The following is a 17,795-nucleotide window of genomic DNA, read 5'->3' as shown; positions in this document are numbered from 1 at the left end:
ATGAAAAACATCAGAGTTGAGCATATACAGACCAGCCATCTGCTGCTGGTCTGTTTTATGATTTAATGTTCGCGTTCATGAAAAAACGCGTAAGTGGCATCATGAAATAATTCTACTTGCGGATTTTCTTCATACTGCAATTCAGCAATTTCGTTATCAAAAGCTGTTCGAATAGATTCTGTAGCTAGTTCTGCTAAATCTGCGGGCAAGGCTCTCAATAAACCTTTCAGTGCAGTGGCTAGCACACGGTTTTGCATGAGTAGGGCTTCGTTATTTTCTTCGAGAAATTCAATTCGTTGTTCTAAGGTACTCATTATTTGATTCCTAATTAAATTGGACAAAATATACATTATTTTAGCATTTTAACCTACAAAAGTTGTTATAATTACCTATATATGGCACAGTGAAAATTCATGTGAAGCGAGCCAGAATACATCAGACGATAAGAAGTGAGGGCATGGTGAAAAACCAGTATGAACAACAAAATCAATTTGTTTTTACTTTGAGTGAAGATAATCCGCCTGCACAGCAATCTATGACTAATACAGATAGTGAGTCGGCTGAAGCCAAACCTGATTGGGTACGTAATCTTGAACAACTGCGCCATAATAAAAAGAAGCATGATAATCATGCTGTTCATCATGATGTGAACAAGAGTATTAAACCGACAGTGGTTGTACATCAAACCAGAAGACACGAGCACGCTTTTAATACTTCTGCTGTAGTAACAGGTACAGTACCTCACAACCGGCAGCCTGCTGCAGCTAAACCAAAAAAACCTAATCCTTCCCAGTATAATCAGACTGATGAGGTGGTATTGGATCCGATACAGCGAGAACGTGTTTATCGTGCCTACCTGCAGCAATGGCAGCAGCAGAGTACGTTGGAGGCTCAGCAACAAGAATCTGCTTTGAATGATACAGCATTACTGATTCAGGAAGACTGGCTGGCTGCCCAAAGCTGTTTGCAAAGTGCTCCGATTGATGAAACTTTGCCATCTGGCTGTACTGTTCAACTAAAAGGAAATCAGGCAACGATTGTGCAGGCTGAGACTTCTGAGTCTGATGTTACTGATGTCAATACAGACTTTAGTGAAAATGGCCAGCCAGTAATTCATGTACATATGCATGTAATCGAGCCGCGAGGTACAGCAAATCGTGCTGTTACCTGCATTTCAGAACAGGCTCTATTGCAGCAGCTTAGTGAAAAATTACGCCCTCATCTAGCCGATGTATTATCTGGTATGGTCAGGGTAGCGGTACAGAAACATACTGCTGGGCTGGTAACAACGCTACAGCGTGAGCTATTGGCGGAAGTGCCTTCGGCAGTGGATGACGTGCTGAAATATAACTTGACACAAGTTATGAACAATTTTAAGAAAAGACAACGTTAAAATTTAATGTCAGTATTTTAGCTTTGCTATTTGCTTCTGTAAAAGAGTAGTAGCTGAAGTTGCTAACATATCTATTGATTATTAGAAATAAAGAATTTTTCTAACATAGCATAGTAGAAAAAAATTGTGTTTTGAATAAAATTATGCTTATTGCGATTATTTTTAATTAACAGAAGCATAAAATTTAATGAGATAGTAACGCATAAAATGTACGGCTACTAAATAATTTATATATGTATGATTAAGTATAAATTCTTAAGATTTTAAGATTTCAGGCATGTTTTGTTAAAGATGGTGAATCAAAAGTAGGTGTGTTATACTGCGCGCCATTCTGAAAAAATTTATTAGTCAGCCAGTATAGCTCAGTTGGTAGAGCAGCGCACTCGTAACGCGAAGGTCGTAGGTTCGATTCCTATTACTGGCACCACAAAAATTCATTAGATCAATTATTTGTGACAATTCTGCGTCACTTATTCCAATTTCAACTTAAATTCCCTTAATTGTATCGTCATTCTTTGAATTAAGCATTTTATATTTATCGCAACCATCAACGTGATGATAAATATACTGAATGTGTTCTAATTACATGCAAAGAAACCACAAATATTTCTTATTAAAACAGAAATTTGTGCTAATGGTAAGCTGACTATTAAACCTAAAAGTTGTATTTGAATGCATCTGAAAAACTATTACTCATTTGGCTCAGTTTTTCTAAAATGAAAAATATTTAAACCAATTATAATCTGTCGCAATAGTACTGGGTAACAGTTATGAAATTGGTTTATTTGTGCGAGCATAGCGTTGCGCCAGTACAGCGCAAATCATCAATTGTAGCTGGTGAAAAATCATCAATGGTAAGAGCATTATACCTACCATATTGGCAGGAAACAGAACATTGGCCATAGGTACGCCATTGGCCAAGCTTTTTTTGGAGCCGCAAAACACAATTGTAATTTCGTCGGCTCGTTTAAAACCTAATAACCGTGCTACCAGTGTATTGATCGTAATCACCAGAAATAGAATCACTAGGCTCAGCATCACAATCATACCAATTGAACCCAGATTTACTTTGTGCCATAAGCCTTCAACCACTGCATCACTGAAAGCCACATACACCACCAGCAGAATGGAACTACGGTCTGTACGGTTAATCCATACTTTGTGCTGATGAATCCAATTGGCTAATAAAGGGCGTGCAAGGTGTCCGATTACAAAAGGTAGCATTAACTGCATCAAAATGGATTCTATCGCTGCTGCGGTATCAACGCTGTTGCCACTGGTTGGCATCATCAGTCCAACCAGAACAGGTGATAGAAAAACACCGAGGATACTTGAGGCAGAAGCACTGCAAACAGCAGCAGCCACATTTCCGCCAGCAACGGAGGTAAAGGCAATGGCGGATTGCACAGTGGCGGGTAGGGCGCATAAATATAGAAAGCCAAGATAAAGCTCGGGAGAAAGCCAGTTTGGTACCAGTATTCTTAGACATAGACCAATTAGCGGAAACAGGATAAATGTGCTGCAAAAGACCAATAGATGCAACCGCCAATGTTTGATTCCTTCAGTAACAGCCTGTCGAGACAGCTTGGCACCATGCATAAAAAAAAGTAGTGCAATAGCGATGGTAGTTAGATAGCTAAAAAAAGTTTTGACGCTGCCCTGACACGGAAGAATAGTAGCAGTACCGACAACCAATAGCATAGCCAGTAAAAACGGGTCTATATAAAATTTTTTAAGCAAATTGTTCATGGCAGCTCAGCGTTTGCGTTCGTAATTACAAAAGGCAATATTTTAACGAAAAGTCACTATCACATACAGCTGCTAGCTGAGTTAAAAAGCATTAATCCGATTACATAATTGCTTTTAATTACCTTTAAGATAATCACCAAATGTTCAAGGCAACCAATTTAGAAATAGATTTAAAACTTATGATAGACAAGATAATTGATGAAATAAATAAATTTTCAACAATGGTTTAATTTTGATGTGGATGAACAAAAACGCCAGCCTGTATTTGACTGGCGCGCTATATTATTGCTGAGGTCAGAAAAAAGAATTCAGTCCGAGAAAAATCAAAACCGACAGAATTGCTGCAGAAGGAAGGGTAATAACCCAGGCAAGTGCTATTGGTTTCATCAGCTTCCAGTTGGCATTATGGTTAACCAGTCCAATTCCAAGTACAGCACCGACTAAAATATGTGTACTGGATACCGGTAAGCCCATTAGCGTAGCCAGCATTACAATGGCTGCTGAAGATAGTTCGGCGGTAAATCCTGAAGCCGGATGCATTTTAGCAAGATTGGTGCCCACAGTTTGAATCACTTCTTTACCGATAAACCACAGGCCGACAATCAGGGCAACACCAAAAGTAATCATCACAGGTGCTGGAATCATGGCATTGGCATCCATAGCAATATCACCAGTTCTAATTATGTCCATAATGGCTGCAAACGGGCCTACTGCATTGGATATATCATTGGCTCCATGGCTGAAAGCAAAACCAGCAGCTGTAAATACTTGCATCCAACTAAACATTAAAAAAGTGGATTTGCTTAAATCTTTACGCTTCAGTGTTTTGGCATAAATAAATGTTGCCATCCAGATCAGGGCACCAATCATGATGATTAGCAAAAAATTGGTTACTACGGACAAGCCCAGATGCAGATTGGTTAATCCCTTGAATAACAGCATAGCTGTAATCATCATGCCACCGCAGGCAGAAATCAGAGGCACCCAGCTATGTAGAGCTTTAAACGCATCTATACTGTTTTTACGGCTTTCTATATCAGCTAGCTTTTTATAATAATCCGATTCTAGTTCATCTACGCTGTAGTCTGGATCACTATAATTTTCCGCATCGCGTGCAATGGCAGAAGAAATTTTGATTTTTTCTGTCTCACTCAGTTGTTCAAACCACGCTTTGTGCTTTTCCTTGTACGCTTTTTTTTCTTGTTTGATTTCTTTCAGAGCTATGTTCATACGCTCATTGTAATCAAGTACATGCTTTTTAATTTGGTTGAAAAGAATGAATGACAATGCTCCGCCAAGTACAGGAGAAATCACCCATGATAGACCGATTTCGCCCATTTTGTTCCACTGGATTAAATCTAGTGCACTGCTGTTACCGGTGACCAGATAGCCCAGACACAGTCCGGCACCAACCAGACCGCCAATTAGAGAGTGGGTAGTTGAAACCGGAAGTCCTTTTTTCGAAGCAATCAGTAACCAGATGGCTGCTGCCAGCAATGCAGCTAGCATTACATTTATACATTGTGACGGTGTCAAATGCATGGCACCAAGGTCTATAATACCGTGTCTGATGGTTTTAGTTACTTCGCCACCGGCAATGACGGCACCAGAAACTTCAAACACTGCAGCTATACCCAGAGCTTGTGGTATTGTAAGCGTACCGGCACCTACGCTGGTGCCAAAAGAATTGGCTACATCATTGCCACCGATATTGAAAGCCATAAATGCACCAAAGAGGGTAGCTACAATGAATAATAGCGGTGCATGATGATTGGTATAGCCTAGTCCCCAGTAAATGAAATAGGCAATGGTGCCAAGTAGCAATGCAGCAAAAGCGTAATTAACCCGTGTAATCAAGGGCGAACGTGCAAAAGATGTGTCTGCGGCCATAATGTATTTTAAAGTGGAAAATTCAGAGCCGGCACGTAAACAAGCTATCCGACGTGTGCCATGCTACGTAAAAAAGTGCCATTATAAAGATTTTTGTTTCAAAAGGAGTAAATTATGTTTACGAATCCGTTTTTACCCATTGCCGCTCCGCTTAAATTTTATGCAGTTGTTCCTTCTGCAGACTGGGTAGCCCGAATGGTGGATGCAGGCGCTAATACCGTGCAGCTACGCAATAAAAGCCAGATAGGTTCGTCATTGTACCGTGATATTGAACGAAGTGTGGCCTATGCAAAGGATTCACCTACACAATTATTTATCAACGATTATTGGTGGGAGGCGGTAGATTGTGGTGCCTACGGTGTACATCTTGGACAGGAAGATTTGGAAAGTGCTGATTTGGTGATGATACAGAGTGCCGGTTTACGGTTAGGAGTAAGCACTCATTCTTCTGAAGAGCTTGCTCTTGCACTTTCAGTAAAGCCAAGCTATGTAGCTTGTGGGGCAATATTTCCTACCAAAACTAAGACAATGCCTACACAGCCTCAGGGATTAGATAAACTTAGACAATACGTGCTTCAAGCCGGAAGTACTCCGACGGTAGCCATTGGTGGCATCGATCTGAGTAATGCGCCTGATGTTCTGGCCACAGGTGTTAGTTCTCTGGCAGTAGTGCGAGCAGTAACAGATGCGGTTGAACCAGAAAAGGTGGTAAAAGCTTTTCAGGCTCTTTGGAAAGAATAAAGAGCGGTACAATTTTTGTCAGTCTTACCCAATTGAAGAGAAAGATTATTATGAATAAATTGATTATGAAGCAGCATAAGTAGTGATAACGTAATCAGCTATACTTGTGAAGCTCAATCATAAACCTGCTTATCCTTTGCCGGCGCTCTTATTATGTCAAAACCATTTCTTAGCGAACCTGAAACATCTATCACAGAAACAGGTGTATTACTACTGAATCTTGGTACGCCCGAAGCACCAACACCTCAGGCTGTACGTCCCTATCTGCGTGAGTTTTTATCAGATCAGCGTGTGGTTGAGTTGCCACGTTTTTTATGGCAGCTGCTATTACGTGGCATTATCCTGCCTTTAAGGTCAAGGAAAAGTGCTCATGCTTATCAAACCATTTGGCAAGACAATGGTTCTCCGCTTCTAATTGGTACACAGTCGCTCACTCAAGCATTGTCTAAAGCTTTACCTGAAAGTGTGATCACCCGTTTTGCAATGACTTATGGTCAGCCATGTGTGGTGGATGTGGTGCAGGAAATGAAGAAGCAAGGTGTAGCAAATCTGCTGGTAGTACCCTTGTATCCACAATATGCAAGTTCAAGTAGTGGTGCGGCACTTGATCAGCTATGGCGTGTTTTACTTAAACAGCGTGTGCAGATGGCGGTACGAAGTATCACTAGTTTTTGTGCAGATACCAATTATATAAAGACCTTGGCAGCTCATATCCATACGCACTGGAAACAGTATGGACGCGGGGAATGTTTGTTGTTGAGTTTTCATGGTATTCCATTAGCTCAGCAACAGGCAGGTGATATTTATGTTGAGCATTGCCACACCACTACCCAGCATCTGGTTAGTGAGCTCGGATTGAAAGATAATGAATACCGACTGGCATTTCAGAGCCGGTTTGGTTATGCGCCATGGGTTGGTCCCAGTACTCAGGATTTATTCAACCAGCTACCACAGGCTGGAATAAAAAAACTTGATGTAGTATGTCCTGGATTTGTTACAGATTGTCTGGAAACACTAGAAGAGATTAATATTAGGGGTAAAGCTGATTTTCTGGCTCATGGGGGTGAACAATTTCATTATATTCCATGTATGAGCAGTGAAGATGAATGGGTAAAAATACTGATACCTTTAATCAATCAGAATCTGCAAGGCTGGCTGTAAGTTTCAGGTATCCAATAAAAAGCCATAGAATTTGAGTCTATGGCTTTTTGTTTATTTGTTTAAACTGCTTCGTTCTGCATCATAATTCGTGCGATCAAAGCCTTGTCTTTACCATGCATTTGTGGAATTTTCACTTCGAAACCATTTCCAGCAGCCACTTCTATCGGATACCCTTTACGTGTCATTTGTTCTAGCCGAATAATTTGATTACCGCTGGGGTGAATAATTTCCAACTGATCACCTACACTGAATTTATTTTTTACCTCAATCGTTGCCCACCCATCAGCGTCAATAGCCGTTACCTTGCCAACATATTGGCTTTGTTTGGATAAAGAGTGGCCGGATAAATAATTCTGATATTCCTGAGTCTGATGACGTTCCAAAAATCCAGTGGTATAACCACGATTTGCCAGCCCTTCAAGTTCGGCCAGCAGTGAGTAATCAAAAGGTTTTCCAGCAACTGCATCATCAATGGCACGCCGATATACTTGTGCAGCACGGGCTACATAATAAACCGATTTGGTGCGGCCTTCTACTTTCAGTGAATCTACACCGATCTCAGCTAGTTTCGCAACTTGTTCCACTGCGCGTAAATCTTTGGAATTCATGATATAGGTACCGTGCTCATCTTCCATAATCGGCATCATATCACCGGGTCGATTAGCCTCTTCGATTAAATATACTTTATTAGCTAAGGGGTGGCGTTGCTGCTCATTCGGGCCCAACAGGCTCTCATCTGCCAGAGATTGAGCTTGATTGAAATCAAAATCGCGTAATAACTGGGCGTCACCGCTGTCACTATCCGACGTATTATGTACTTTATAATCCCAGCGGCAGGCATTAGTGCAGGTACCCTGATTGGGATCACGATGGTTAAAGTATCCGGATAGCAGACAGCGGCCGGAATAGGCGATGCACAAAGCACCGTGCACAAATACTTCTAGCTCAATATCTGGACATTGCTGCCGGATTTCAGCAATCTCATTGATACTTAGCTCACGTGATAAAATAATACGTTCAATACCGATGCTTTGCCAAAACTGTACACCCCAAGCATTAGTCGTATTGGCCTGTACGGACAGATGCACCGGTATTTCCGGCCATTTTTCGCGCACTTTCATAATCAGCCCAGGGTCGGCCATAATCAGTGCGTCTGGCTGCATGGCAATAATTGGTTCCATATCAGCCAGATACGTTTTCAGTTTGGCATTGTGTGGCAGAATATTACTGGCCAGAAAAAATTTCTTGCCACGAGCGTGTGCTTCAGAAATTCCCTGCTCCAGTACTGGAAGATGGGCAAATTCATTATTGCGTGCACGTAGAGAATAGCGTGGCGTACCCGCATAGACTGCATCTGCGCCGTAATCAAACGCAGCACGCATCCGTTCCAGACCGCCAGCAGGTAATAATAATTCCGGTGCTTTCATGAGTGTGCAAACTTTCCTGATAGTTTTGAATGCTTTCAGGCAGCCGGCTGAAAAAAACCGGCTGCCTGAAAGTAAAATATCTATTTTTAAAGGAATTATCCGCTTTTTGGCGAATATGGTCAATTGTCATGCCATATCGGGCTATAATAATCAGCAAATCTATCCGATGTAACAACTACTCATGTCTGATAATCGTATCAATCATCAACCAGCTTTTTTGCTTTCATCACGTCCGTGGAGTGAAAGCAGTCTTCAAATAGAAATATTTTCACGAGACTATGGCAGAGTGGTGATGTTGGCTCGCAGTGCACGACGGCGCCAAAGTGAACTGCGCGGCGTGTTGGTACCATTTGTACCTTTGCAGATTTCTTGGTATGGCAATAATGAACTGAAAACTCTTCATCGTGCAGAATGGGTAGGTGGGTGGCCTCAGCCACAAAATCAAGCTTTGTTCAGTGCAATGTATGTGAATGAGTTAGTTTTGAAACTTACAGCACGCGAGGATTCTTTACCATCTATCTATCATGCCATGTACGCCGTTTTGCAAAGTATCTGCGGTGGTGAGCATCTGGCAGCTTTACGTTATTTTGAGTGGAGCCTTCTGCATACTTTAGGTGTGGCTCCGGATATCTCGCAGGACAATCTAGAACAAGCAATTGTCTGTCATGAACGTTACTGGTTGCGTGCTGAGCACGCACCGGTATTATTGATGCAGGCACAGCAGCTATCTGCTCAAGAGAAAGGCATTGTGGTCCATGGACATACTCTTAATGCGCTAACCAACCAGTCTCTGGCATCACAACCTGAATGGCATCAGGAAGCTCTTCGGCTGACTCGCATGCTACTTGATTTCCGTCTACCAGACGGTATCCTCAGTAGACAGATATTGAAACAGCTGCAGCAATTAACAGGTTAATAATCTTATTATTTAAGCATCTGATTGAATAAATTATTGCAGTTTATTGGACTAGTAACGGGCCTTTGAGAATTTGGAATGAATTGCTAGAATTTTAATAAGCAAAGAATTGGATTTTCTTTTTTAACATCTTTATTGATTCGAAAGCATATTATCTGAATTTTTATTTTGATACTGTGAGAATCTGATACTGATATTTACTCTATTTGTATAAAAAAATACAGCCCTTCTAGGCTGTATTTTTAATTTTGGTCGGAGTGAAAGGATTCGAACCTTCGACCCCTTGCACCCCATGCAAGTGCGCTACCAGACTGCGCCACACTCCGACTCTGTAAAGGAGGCGATTATAAAAGTAATCGTTTTACTTGGCAAGTACGCTATTCAGGTTGTCCATTATCTTCTCAATGTGCTGCCGTGTTTCTAGAGCATCAATGGCCGGATTACCTTCAGCATCCACCTGATTACGTGTAAATGGATCGATATAGGGAGTAAAGCTATCGCGCAATTGTCGAATTTTAATTACATCAGCACGGGTATAATGCTGGCCGCCATAGCCAATCACTACGCCGTGAATCTGCTGCCATGCAGTAAACTGCTCCTTACTAATGTCAGCAAGCTGGCACAGCTCTTCTAGGGTAAAGTACCGCTGTGCTGGAATGGGTAACAGTTGCTTAGGCTTGTTTTCCATTATAGTGATCAACCATGCCTTTCAATTTTTGTGATGCATGGAATGTTACCACGCGTCTAGCAGAAATAGGGACTTCTTCGCCGGTTTTGGGATTACGGCCAGGGCGCTGCGGTTTATCGCGCAGCTGGAAGTTACCAAAACCAGAGATTTTGATTTGTTCTCCTTGTTCTAGGGTACTGCGAATTTCTTCAAAAAACAATTCTACTATTTCTTTGGCATCGTGTTTGCTCATGCCGGCTACTTTTTCTACCAAAATATCTGCAAGTTCAGCTTTTGTCAGCGTCATATTAAAGTTTCTTTCATTAAAGAGGGCGATATTATCCACAAATTGATTTGTGTTATCAAGTAAGTAAAATTTTAATCGTTTAGGATGTCTGGGTAAAATTCTAAACGCGTAATTTTGCGTCAATTGTACCTGCTGTATCTATGAGTTTTGTTATTACTGAGTCTACTTCTTCATCGGTCAGTGTTTGCTCAGGGCTTTGCAGAATAATTTTTACAGCCAGACTTTTCATGTTTTCAGGGACACCTTTACCTCTATAAACGTCAAAAATAGCGATTTCCTGTATGGAAGAATGTTTAACACTGGTCAGAGTGTTAAGTAAGTGTTCAGCAGTTATTTGCTCTGGGAGGATAAAAGCCAGATCACGTCGTACGGGCTGAAATTTGGATACTGGTTGGTAAGTAATTCTGTCTTGCGATAATACAGCACTTAGATTTAGCTCAAATAGAATCGGTGATTGAGGTAAATCGTATTTTTGTGTCCAGCGTGGATGCAGTTCTCCGATAACACCGACTACTTTATCAGCAATGATGATTTTTGCCGTTCTGCCCGGATGCAGTGCCGGATGTTCTGCTGCGCGATATTCAACAGTATCAGCACTGATTAAACCGGCAATATCGTTTTTGACATCATAGAAATCCACATTACGTGTGGTTGCGGCCCATTGTTCTGGCAGGGCAGAACCATAAGCAAGACCAGCAATTTTTTTGGTCTGGACATATGCTTCATTCTGTTTGTGAAACACGCGTGCCACTTCGAATAATCTTACCCGGTTTTGTTTACGGTTTAGATTATTGTGCAGAATTTCTATCAAGCCACCAAACAAGGTAGAGCGCATGACACTTAGCTGACTGGCAATCGGGTTTTGCAGGCGAATCGGATTAGTATTGCCGGCTAAATCTTGTTCCCATGCTTCTTCTACAAAGGCGTAGCTGACAACTTCCTGATAGCCGTTATTGGCAAGCTGGTGGTAGACACTGAATAATGGTTTCTGTGTTTCCGGCAGGGCTACCATGTTCAGTTTGCCATTGGTATGGTTGTCTGGAATATTGTCATATCCGAAAACGCGGCCGATTTCTTCAATAAGATCTGCTTCAATTTCAATATCAAAGCGAAAGCTGGGTGATGTAACCGTGAAACCGTCTTCGCATATTTGTGGATTCAGGCCTAGATGTTGCAGAATAATTCCTATATTCTCTGCAGAAATATTTACTCCCAGTACTTTGGCTACTCTGTTGGTGCGTACTCGGACTTTTTTGGTGTCAGGCAGGTTTCCTGTTGCTTCAGTGATATTACCGATATCACCTCCGCAGATTTCTTGTATCAGGGCTGTGGCACGTTCGATGGCTTGTTGCTGTAAATTGAAATCCACACCTCGCTCAAAACGAAATGATGAGTCTGAACCAAAACCATACTGTCGAGCTTTGCCGGCAATGATGTCTGGAGTAAACCATGCACTTTCGATGACTACATTATGGGTATCGTTAGTAACTGAGCTTTCTATACCACCCATCAGCCCAGCAATGCTCAATACCTGTTTTTCATCAGCTACTACAAGTGTATTGCTGCAGAGGGTGACAGTTTTGTCATTAAGACAGGTAATAGTTTCACCATCATGAGCACGACGAATATTCAGCTTACCGGTAATTTTATCAGCATCAAACATGTGCATTGGCTGCCCAAGCTCTAGCATGACATAGTTGCCGATATCAACTAAAGCATTGATACTCCGCAATCCACTGCGTTCCAGTCGTTGTTTTAGCCATGCCGGTGTAGCTGATTGTGAATTAACGCCACGGATAACTCGGGTAAGAAAGCGGCCACAGTCTTGTGGTGCTTCGATGCTGGCTGGTTGGCTAGCTTCGATGTTTGCTTGGACAGGCACAATTTCAATCGGATGTAACTTAGACTGAGTTAATGCACCTACTTCACGTGCTATTCCTTTTATACTGAGGCAGTCTGCACGGTTAGGTGTGATTTTGAGGGTGAGCAGATGATCATCTAATTCCAGATAGTTGCGGATGTTTTCACCGATAGGTGCATCTGCAGGCAGAATCAGCAGACCATTAACTTCATCTGGCAGACCTAATTCTTTTGCTGAGCACAGCATTCCATTGGATACTTGACCGCGCATTTTGGTGGGTTTGATTTTAAAATCGCCTGGCAAAATGGCGCCTGGTAACGCGCAAGGTACTTTGATTCCTGGCTGTACATTGGGAGCACCACATACAATTTGTATCAGTTCGCCTGTGCCGGCATCTACTTGTGTGATATTGAGCCGGTCAGCATCAGGATGTTTAATGACTGATTTTACTTCAGCAATTACTACACCTGTGAAGGTGGGAGCAGCCAGTCTGGTTTCTTCTACTTCAAGTCCGGCCATGGTGAGTAAATGTGCCAGCTGGTCTGCTGACAGGTCTGGATTGACCCATGAATATAACCATTGTTGAGAAAATTGCATAATGCTTCCAGTATGTATTCTGTTGCAGTTTCATCCAAAAGTGTTGGGTTTGCTGGTCTGCAGTTGTTACAGGATTGTTTAATCTGTAAATTATGTAACTTCGCTTTTGGAATTCGTATTAGGTTAAGATGAATTATTCTAGTTTGTTATAGGGTGAATAATTTTTTAACCATAAAAATTCATCAGTCGTTCACTAGTGAGATGATTACGCTTTGATGTTAATCTTATATCAGTGGTAATGAATGTTGTTTTGTTTCGGCTATGCCTGAATTGGATAATTCAGGGATTGGCTTAAAACAAGTTCATTACTTTTAACAGACACTTTGTAGTTAATCCTGAAACTGTTTCAGAAAATTCAGGTCATTGTCGAAAAAAAGGCGCAAATCATTAATTCCGTAGCGCAGCATGGCAAATCTGTCCAGACCAATGCCAAAGGCAAAACCTGTATATTTTTCAGCATCTATATTGACGTTTTTTAATACATTTGGATGCACCATGCCGCATCCGCCGACTTCGAGCCAACCTCGCTCACCCATGATATCAATTTCAGCTGATGGTTCGGTAAATGGGAAAAATGAAGGGCGGAAACGTACCTGTAAATCATCACGTTCAAAAAAGCGACGGATAAAATCGGTAAATACCGCTTTAAGGTCGGCCATGGTCACACCTTCCTCAATCCACAATCCTTCTGCCTGATGAAACATTGGTGAGTGGGTGGCATCTGAGTCTACCCGATATACGCGTCCTGGAGCAATAATGCGAATCGGCGGCTCTTTTTTGTCCAGCATGTAGCGTATCTGAATAGGAGATGTATGGGTACGTAGTACGTTGCCATTTTCGACATAGAATGTGTCTTGCATGGCGCGAGCAGGATGGTTTGGTGGAATATTCAATGCCTGAAAATTATGAAAATCATCTTCGATTTCCGGCCCATCGGCTACGGTGAATCCCATGCTGTGAAACAGTTCTACAATCCGCTGTAAGGTTAAGGTTACGGGATGTAAACCACCTATATTTTCGCCGCGACCGGGCAGAGTCACATCCAGTGCTTCGGCCGCCAGCTGTTGTTGCAGTTTGGCTTCGTTCAGTGCATCACGTTGCTGGTTATAGGCAGACTGAAACTGATTTTTGCACTCATTTATGTGCGCACCGGTGGTTTTGCGTTCTTCCGGTGTCATTTTTCCTAGTGTTTTTAATAGGGCGTTGAGTTCACCTGTCTTGCCCAGATAACGGGCTTTTACCAATTCTAATGCAGGTAAATCAGTAGCTGATTGAACAGCAGCGATGCCTTCGGCAACGATGCGGTTGGCGTTTTCCATAACAAGATTCTTTACTTAAATATAAACCGAAGAGATGTGTAATGCTTTGTCTTGCTTTTAAAAATGCTGGAATTGTAAATAATACCGAATCTGAAGCGGACAAAACGAGGTATATAACACGCTATAATATATTTTTTGCTAAAAGCTTATTTTAACGCGAAATTCATGCGATAAACAATGTTAAGCCATCAGTTTAAATATAATTAAAAAGTTTGATAAAACAGGAATGAAAAAAAAGGAAACCGAAGTTTCCTTTTTTCCAGAATCTGCTTATCAGGCTAAAGCAGCTTTTGCCTGTGCGGCCAGCTGAGCAAACGCAGCTTGATCAAATACAGCCAGATCAGCCAGTACTTTGCGGTCGATAACAATAGCCGCCTTTTTCAGGCCATTCATGAATTTGCTGTAAGACAAACCGTTCTGACGTGCAGCGGCATTGATACGTACAATCCATAACTGGCGGAATTGACGTTTGCGTTGACGACGGTCACGATAGGCGTATTGACCGGCTTTCATTACTGCCTGTTTGGCAATACGATAGACGTTTTTACGACGGCCGCGGTAGCCTTTGGCTAGCGCTAAAACTTTTTTATGACGTGCACGAGCGGTAACACCACGTTTTACGCGAGGCATAGTTCAAACTCCTTAAGCGTAGGGTAACATTTTGTGGATAGAAGCCATATCGCGTTCATTCACCAAAGAGGTGCCACGCAATTGGCGTTTGTTTTTAGTGGTTTTTTTCGTCAGGATGTGACGTTTGAACGCATGAGCGCGTTTTACACCACCGTTACCCAATACTTTAAAGCGTTTTTTTGCGCTAGATTTGGATTTCATTTTCGGCATGGGAAAACTCCATTGTTGTTTGATCAGGCGAGGGGTGGCTGTATACAGCACTTTGACCCGCACACCACGGTTTTTGCCGCCTGAATATTCTTTGCGCACAGCGGCGATGCACAAGGACGAGGATTATAATATATCTGCGTCGTTAAGACAATATCGCTGTGGTATGCTTCTGCTGACACAGTCCTGTTGTGATTATTTAGGTTGCTTGAGTCAATATATGAAAAACCTCATTTCAGGTGAGTAAAATGAGGTTTTTATAAGACAGGCTGAGTTTAATAATTATTTCTTTTTCGGTGCGATTATCATCACCATTTGGCGACCTTCCATTTTTGGAAACTGCTCAACAGTGCCGATTTCAATCAAATCAGCTTGAATGCGTTTGAGTAGTTCTGCTCCTAAATGTTGATGAGCCATTTCACGTCCACGAAAGCGCAGCGTGACTTTTACTTTATCGCCATCTGTTAAAAAGCGAACAATGTTGCGCATTTTAATCTGATAGTCACCTTCATCAGTACCAGGGCGGAATTTGATTTCTTTTACCTGCACCTGTTTTTGCTTTTTGCGCTGTTCGTCGCGTTTTTTGGATTGTTCGTATTTGTATTTACCAAAATCCATTAATTTGCAGACGGGTGGTTTGGCGGTAGGGGCAATTTCCACCAGATCCACATCGTTCTCTTCAGCCAATTTCATGGCCTGCTGAGTAGATACTACACCCAACTGTTCGCCAGTTGGACCAATCAAACGCACTTCTTTAATGGTGATTTCACCGTTGATGCGTGCTTCGCGTTCTTGAGCGATGGTCGTACTCCTTATTCACGTTTAATGAAGAGACAAGGCTTCTTGTTTCAGCTGGCTAATGAATGTTTCAATATCCATCTGACCCAAATCTTCGCCGCCGCGTTTGCGTACGGCAACCTTGTTGTCCTGTTTTTCTTTCTCGCCTATAACCAGTTGATAGGGAAGGCGTTGCGTACTGTTATCTCGGATTTTGTATCCAATTTTCTCATTACGCAAGTCTAAATGCACGCGGAAGCCTTCTGCGGTTAATCGCGTGGCAAGTTGTTGACAATATTCTGTCTGTGCTTCAGTGATATTCATAATCACCATTTGTACCGGTGCTAACCAAAGCGGAAATGCGCCGGCATGATGTTCAATCAGAATACCAATAAAACGTTCTAATGAACCTAAAATGGCTCGATGTAGCATTACTGGTCGGGCGCGGCCGTTTTCTTCGGTGACATATTCAGCACCAAGACGTTCTGGTAATACAAAATCCAGCTGGATAGTGCCACATTGCCACGAACGGCCTAATGCGTCTTTAATGTGATATTCTACTTTCGGGCCGTAGAATGCGCCTTCACCGGGTAATTCTTCCCATGTTACGCCACAGGCAGTCAGAGCTTCGCGTAAACCCTGTTCCGCTTTGTCCCATATGGCATCAGAACCGGCACGTTTTTCAGGCCGAAGGGATAATTTAACCGATACATCATTGAATTCAAACTGGCGGTAAATGCGCATGACCAGTTCGTTAAATGCTTTGGCTTCACTGACTATCTGGTCTTCGGTACAGAAAATATGAGCGTCGTCTTGTGTAAAGCCACGTACGCGCATCAGGCCGTGTAGAGCGCCAGAAGGTTCATTTCGGTGACAAGAACCGAATTCGGCCAGACGCAAGGGAAGGTCGCGATAAGAGCGTAAACCCTGATTGAAAATTTGGATATGACCAGGACAGTTCATGGGTTTTACTGCGTAAACACGTTTTTCCGATTCGGTAATAAACATGTTTTCTTTGTAATTATCCCAGTGACCGGATTTTTCCCAAAGGCTGCGATCCATAATCATTGGGGTTTTGATTTCCTGATAGCCAGCAGCTGCTAGTTCACGACGCAGGTGTTGTTCGATTATCTGCCATAATGACCAGCCCTTTGGATGCCAGAATACCATACCCGGTGCTTCGTCCTGCAAATGGAATAAATCCATTTGTTTGGCCAGTTTGCGGTGGTCACGTTTTTCTGCTTCTTCAATACGCTGGATGTAGGCGTTCAAATCTTCCTTGGTAGCCCATGCGGTGCCGTAAATACGCTGTAACTGTTCGTTTTTAGCATCACCACGCCAATAGGCGCCTGAAAGTTTTGTGAGTTTGAAGTTTTTAAGAAAGCGGGTGTTGGGAACATGTGGGCCGCGACACATGTCTACATATTCCTGATGATAATATAGACCCATGGCTTTTTCATCAGGCATGTCTTCAATCAGGCGCAGTTTGTAATCTTCGTGCCGCTGAGTGAATACTTTGATAACTTCATCCCGCGGTGTAACTTTTTTGATTACGTCATAATTCTGTGCAATCAGTTCTTTCATGCGGGCTTCAATTGCTGCAATATCTTCGGGCGTAAAGGGACGTTCGTACCAGATGTCGTAATAAAATCCATCTTCGATTACAGGGCCGATAACCATTTTGGCTTCAGGGTACAGTTGCTTTACAGCATGGCCAACCAGATGAGCACAGGAGTGACGAATAATTTCGACACCTTCTTTGTCTTTGGCAGTAATGATGCTGACTTGAGCATCTTCTGTTACTTGATCACATGTATCTACCAATTTGCCATTAACTTTACCGGCAATGGCGGCTTTGGCTAAGCCTGTACCTATGGAAGCGGCAATGTCGGCAATGCTTAAAGGCGCTTCAAACTGACGAACTGAGCCGTCTGGCAAGGTAATGTTTAACATGCATACTCCACAAACAACAGACCGGTCTCGTTTGTTACGAGTGAGAATATCAGATGGCCGCTTTTGTTTATATTTATAAATTAATGGGATAATTTAATGCGTCAGTTCTGATGAACTTTCGCTTCAGTTAAGGAATTTATTTTAACGATTTGGTTTTTGCTTGGCAATGCTTGCCCGGCGAAATGTGTAGGTTTGGGCTA

General features: G+C 42.3%; 17 protein-coding genes and 2 tRNA genes. 6 read left to right on the top strand and 13 right to left on the bottom strand.

The features are described 5' to 3' along the window. Positions 1-62 precede the first annotated feature (62 nt). Positions 63-314 carry a hypothetical protein gene (locus ABU615_RS02950; RefSeq protein ID WP_100141275.1) on the bottom strand — a complete coding sequence of 84 codons (252 nt, stop codon included), beginning with the start codon at positions 312-314 and terminating at the stop codon, positions 63-65. A 143-nt stretch (positions 315-457) separates the two neighbouring features. On the opposite strand from ABU615_RS02950, the gene ABU615_RS02945 reads away from it, so the two are divergent. Together ABU615_RS02945 and ABU615_RS02940 are read left to right on the top strand one after the other, a co-directional pair. Beyond that, positions 458-1,393, top strand: a complete 936-nt coding sequence (locus tag ABU615_RS02945) for a hypothetical protein (RefSeq protein ID WP_370389182.1) — start codon at positions 458-460, stop codon at positions 1,391-1,393. Positions 1,394-1,744: 351 nt separating this feature from the next. Further along, positions 1,745-1,820 (top strand) — tRNA-Thr (locus tag ABU615_RS02940). 341 nt (positions 1,821-2,161) lie between these two features. On the opposite strand, the gene ABU615_RS02935 is transcribed toward ABU615_RS02940, so the two are convergent. Both ABU615_RS02935 and ABU615_RS02930 read right to left on the bottom strand, forming a co-directional pair. Then, on the bottom strand, positions 2,162-3,142 hold the full coding sequence (locus ABU615_RS02935) for a bile acid:sodium symporter family protein (RefSeq protein ID WP_100141273.1): 981 nt from the start codon (positions 3,140-3,142) through the stop codon (positions 2,162-2,164). A 294-nt stretch (positions 3,143-3,436) separates the two neighbouring features. Then, positions 3,437-5,032, bottom strand: coding sequence for an inorganic phosphate transporter (locus ABU615_RS02930; RefSeq protein WP_370389181.1), 1,596 nt, complete (start codon positions 5,030-5,032; stop codon positions 3,437-3,439). A 114-nt stretch (positions 5,033-5,146) separates the two neighbouring features. Here ABU615_RS02930 and thiE point away from each other — a divergent pair, with 114 nt between their 5' ends. Both thiE and hemH read left to right on the top strand, forming a co-directional pair. Next, entirely contained in the window at positions 5,147-5,773 is a 627-nt protein-coding gene (gene thiE, locus ABU615_RS02925) for a thiamine phosphate synthase (protein WP_367487687.1), read from the top strand. Positions 5,774-5,926: 153 nt separating this feature from the next. Continuing rightward, positions 5,927-6,934: a ferrochelatase gene (hemH, locus tag ABU615_RS02920; RefSeq protein ID WP_370389180.1), complete on the top strand. Its 1,008-nt coding sequence runs from the start codon at positions 5,927-5,929 to the stop codon at positions 6,932-6,934. Positions 6,935-6,993: 59 nt separating this feature from the next. Here hemH and yegQ read toward each other — a convergent pair whose 3' ends face one another. Beyond that, the gene (gene yegQ, locus ABU615_RS02915) at positions 6,994-8,361 is read right to left on the bottom strand and encodes a tRNA 5-hydroxyuridine modification protein YegQ (protein ID WP_370389179.1); all 1,368 of its coding nucleotides are present in this window, start codon (positions 8,359-8,361) and stop codon (positions 6,994-6,996) included. Here yegQ and ABU615_RS02910 point away from each other — a divergent pair. Beyond that, on the top strand, positions 8,360-8,533 hold the full coding sequence (locus ABU615_RS02910; RefSeq protein WP_180295848.1) for a hypothetical protein: 174 nt from the start codon (positions 8,360-8,362) through the stop codon (positions 8,531-8,533). The genes yegQ and ABU615_RS02910 overlap by 2 nt on opposite strands. Before the next feature lie 9 nt (positions 8,534-8,542). Continuing rightward, on the top strand, positions 8,543-9,277 hold the full coding sequence (gene recO, locus ABU615_RS02905; protein ID WP_267391928.1) for a DNA repair protein RecO: 735 nt from the start codon (positions 8,543-8,545) through the stop codon (positions 9,275-9,277). 249 nt (positions 9,278-9,526) lie between these two features. Here recO and ABU615_RS02900 read toward each other — a convergent pair. The 9 genes from ABU615_RS02900 to thrS all read right to left on the bottom strand — a co-directional run bounded on the left by ABU615_RS02900 (position 9,527) and on the right by thrS (position 17,595). Next, a tRNA-Pro gene (locus tag ABU615_RS02900) sits at positions 9,527-9,603 on the bottom strand. A 35-nt stretch (positions 9,604-9,638) separates the two neighbouring features. Continuing rightward, on the bottom strand, positions 9,639-9,965 hold the full coding sequence (locus ABU615_RS02895) for a hypothetical protein (RefSeq protein ID WP_100141267.1): 327 nt from the start codon (positions 9,963-9,965) through the stop codon (positions 9,639-9,641). Continuing rightward, on the bottom strand, positions 9,949-10,251 hold the full coding sequence (locus ABU615_RS02890) for an integration host factor subunit alpha (protein ID WP_100141266.1): 303 nt from the start codon (positions 10,249-10,251) through the stop codon (positions 9,949-9,951). Before ABU615_RS02890 ends, ABU615_RS02895 begins: the two co-directional genes overlap by 17 nt. 100 nt (positions 10,252-10,351) lie before the next feature. Then, complete coding sequence (gene pheT / locus ABU615_RS02885) at positions 10,352-12,709, bottom strand: phenylalanine--tRNA ligase subunit beta (protein ID WP_370389178.1); 2,358 nt, start codon at positions 12,707-12,709, stop codon at positions 10,352-10,354. 329 nt (positions 12,710-13,038) lie between these two features. After that, on the bottom strand, positions 13,039-14,028 hold the full coding sequence (gene pheS, locus ABU615_RS02880; protein ID WP_100141264.1) for a phenylalanine--tRNA ligase subunit alpha: 990 nt from the start codon (positions 14,026-14,028) through the stop codon (positions 13,039-13,041). A 273-nt stretch (positions 14,029-14,301) separates the two neighbouring features. Continuing rightward, the gene (rplT, locus tag ABU615_RS02875) at positions 14,302-14,658 is read right to left on the bottom strand and encodes a 50S ribosomal protein L20 (protein WP_025330521.1); all 357 of its coding nucleotides are present in this window, start codon (positions 14,656-14,658) and stop codon (positions 14,302-14,304) included. Positions 14,659-14,670: 12 nt separating this feature from the next. Beyond that, positions 14,671-14,868 (bottom strand): 50S ribosomal protein L35, encoded by a 198-nt coding sequence (rpmI, locus tag ABU615_RS02870; protein ID WP_037405875.1) that lies wholly within the window; start codon positions 14,866-14,868, stop codon positions 14,671-14,673. Positions 14,869-15,147: 279 nt separating this feature from the next. Continuing rightward, the gene (infC, locus tag ABU615_RS02865) at positions 15,148-15,666 is read right to left on the bottom strand and encodes a translation initiation factor IF-3 (protein ID WP_100141263.1); all 519 of its coding nucleotides are present in this window, start codon (positions 15,664-15,666) and stop codon (positions 15,148-15,150) included. A 21-nt stretch (positions 15,667-15,687) separates the two neighbouring features. Beyond that, positions 15,688-17,595, bottom strand: a complete 1,908-nt coding sequence (thrS, locus tag ABU615_RS02860; RefSeq protein ID WP_370386997.1) for a threonine--tRNA ligase — start codon at positions 17,593-17,595, stop codon at positions 15,688-15,690. Between the last annotated feature and the right edge of the window lie 200 nt (positions 17,596-17,795).

Origin of the sequence: Snodgrassella alvi, assembly GCF_040741455.2 — a bacterium.
GTDB lineage: Bacteria > Pseudomonadota > Gammaproteobacteria > Burkholderiales > Neisseriaceae > Snodgrassella > Snodgrassella alvi_E.
Note: the sequence above shows the minus strand (reverse complement) of the source record. Positions and strands in the feature narration are given on the sequence as shown.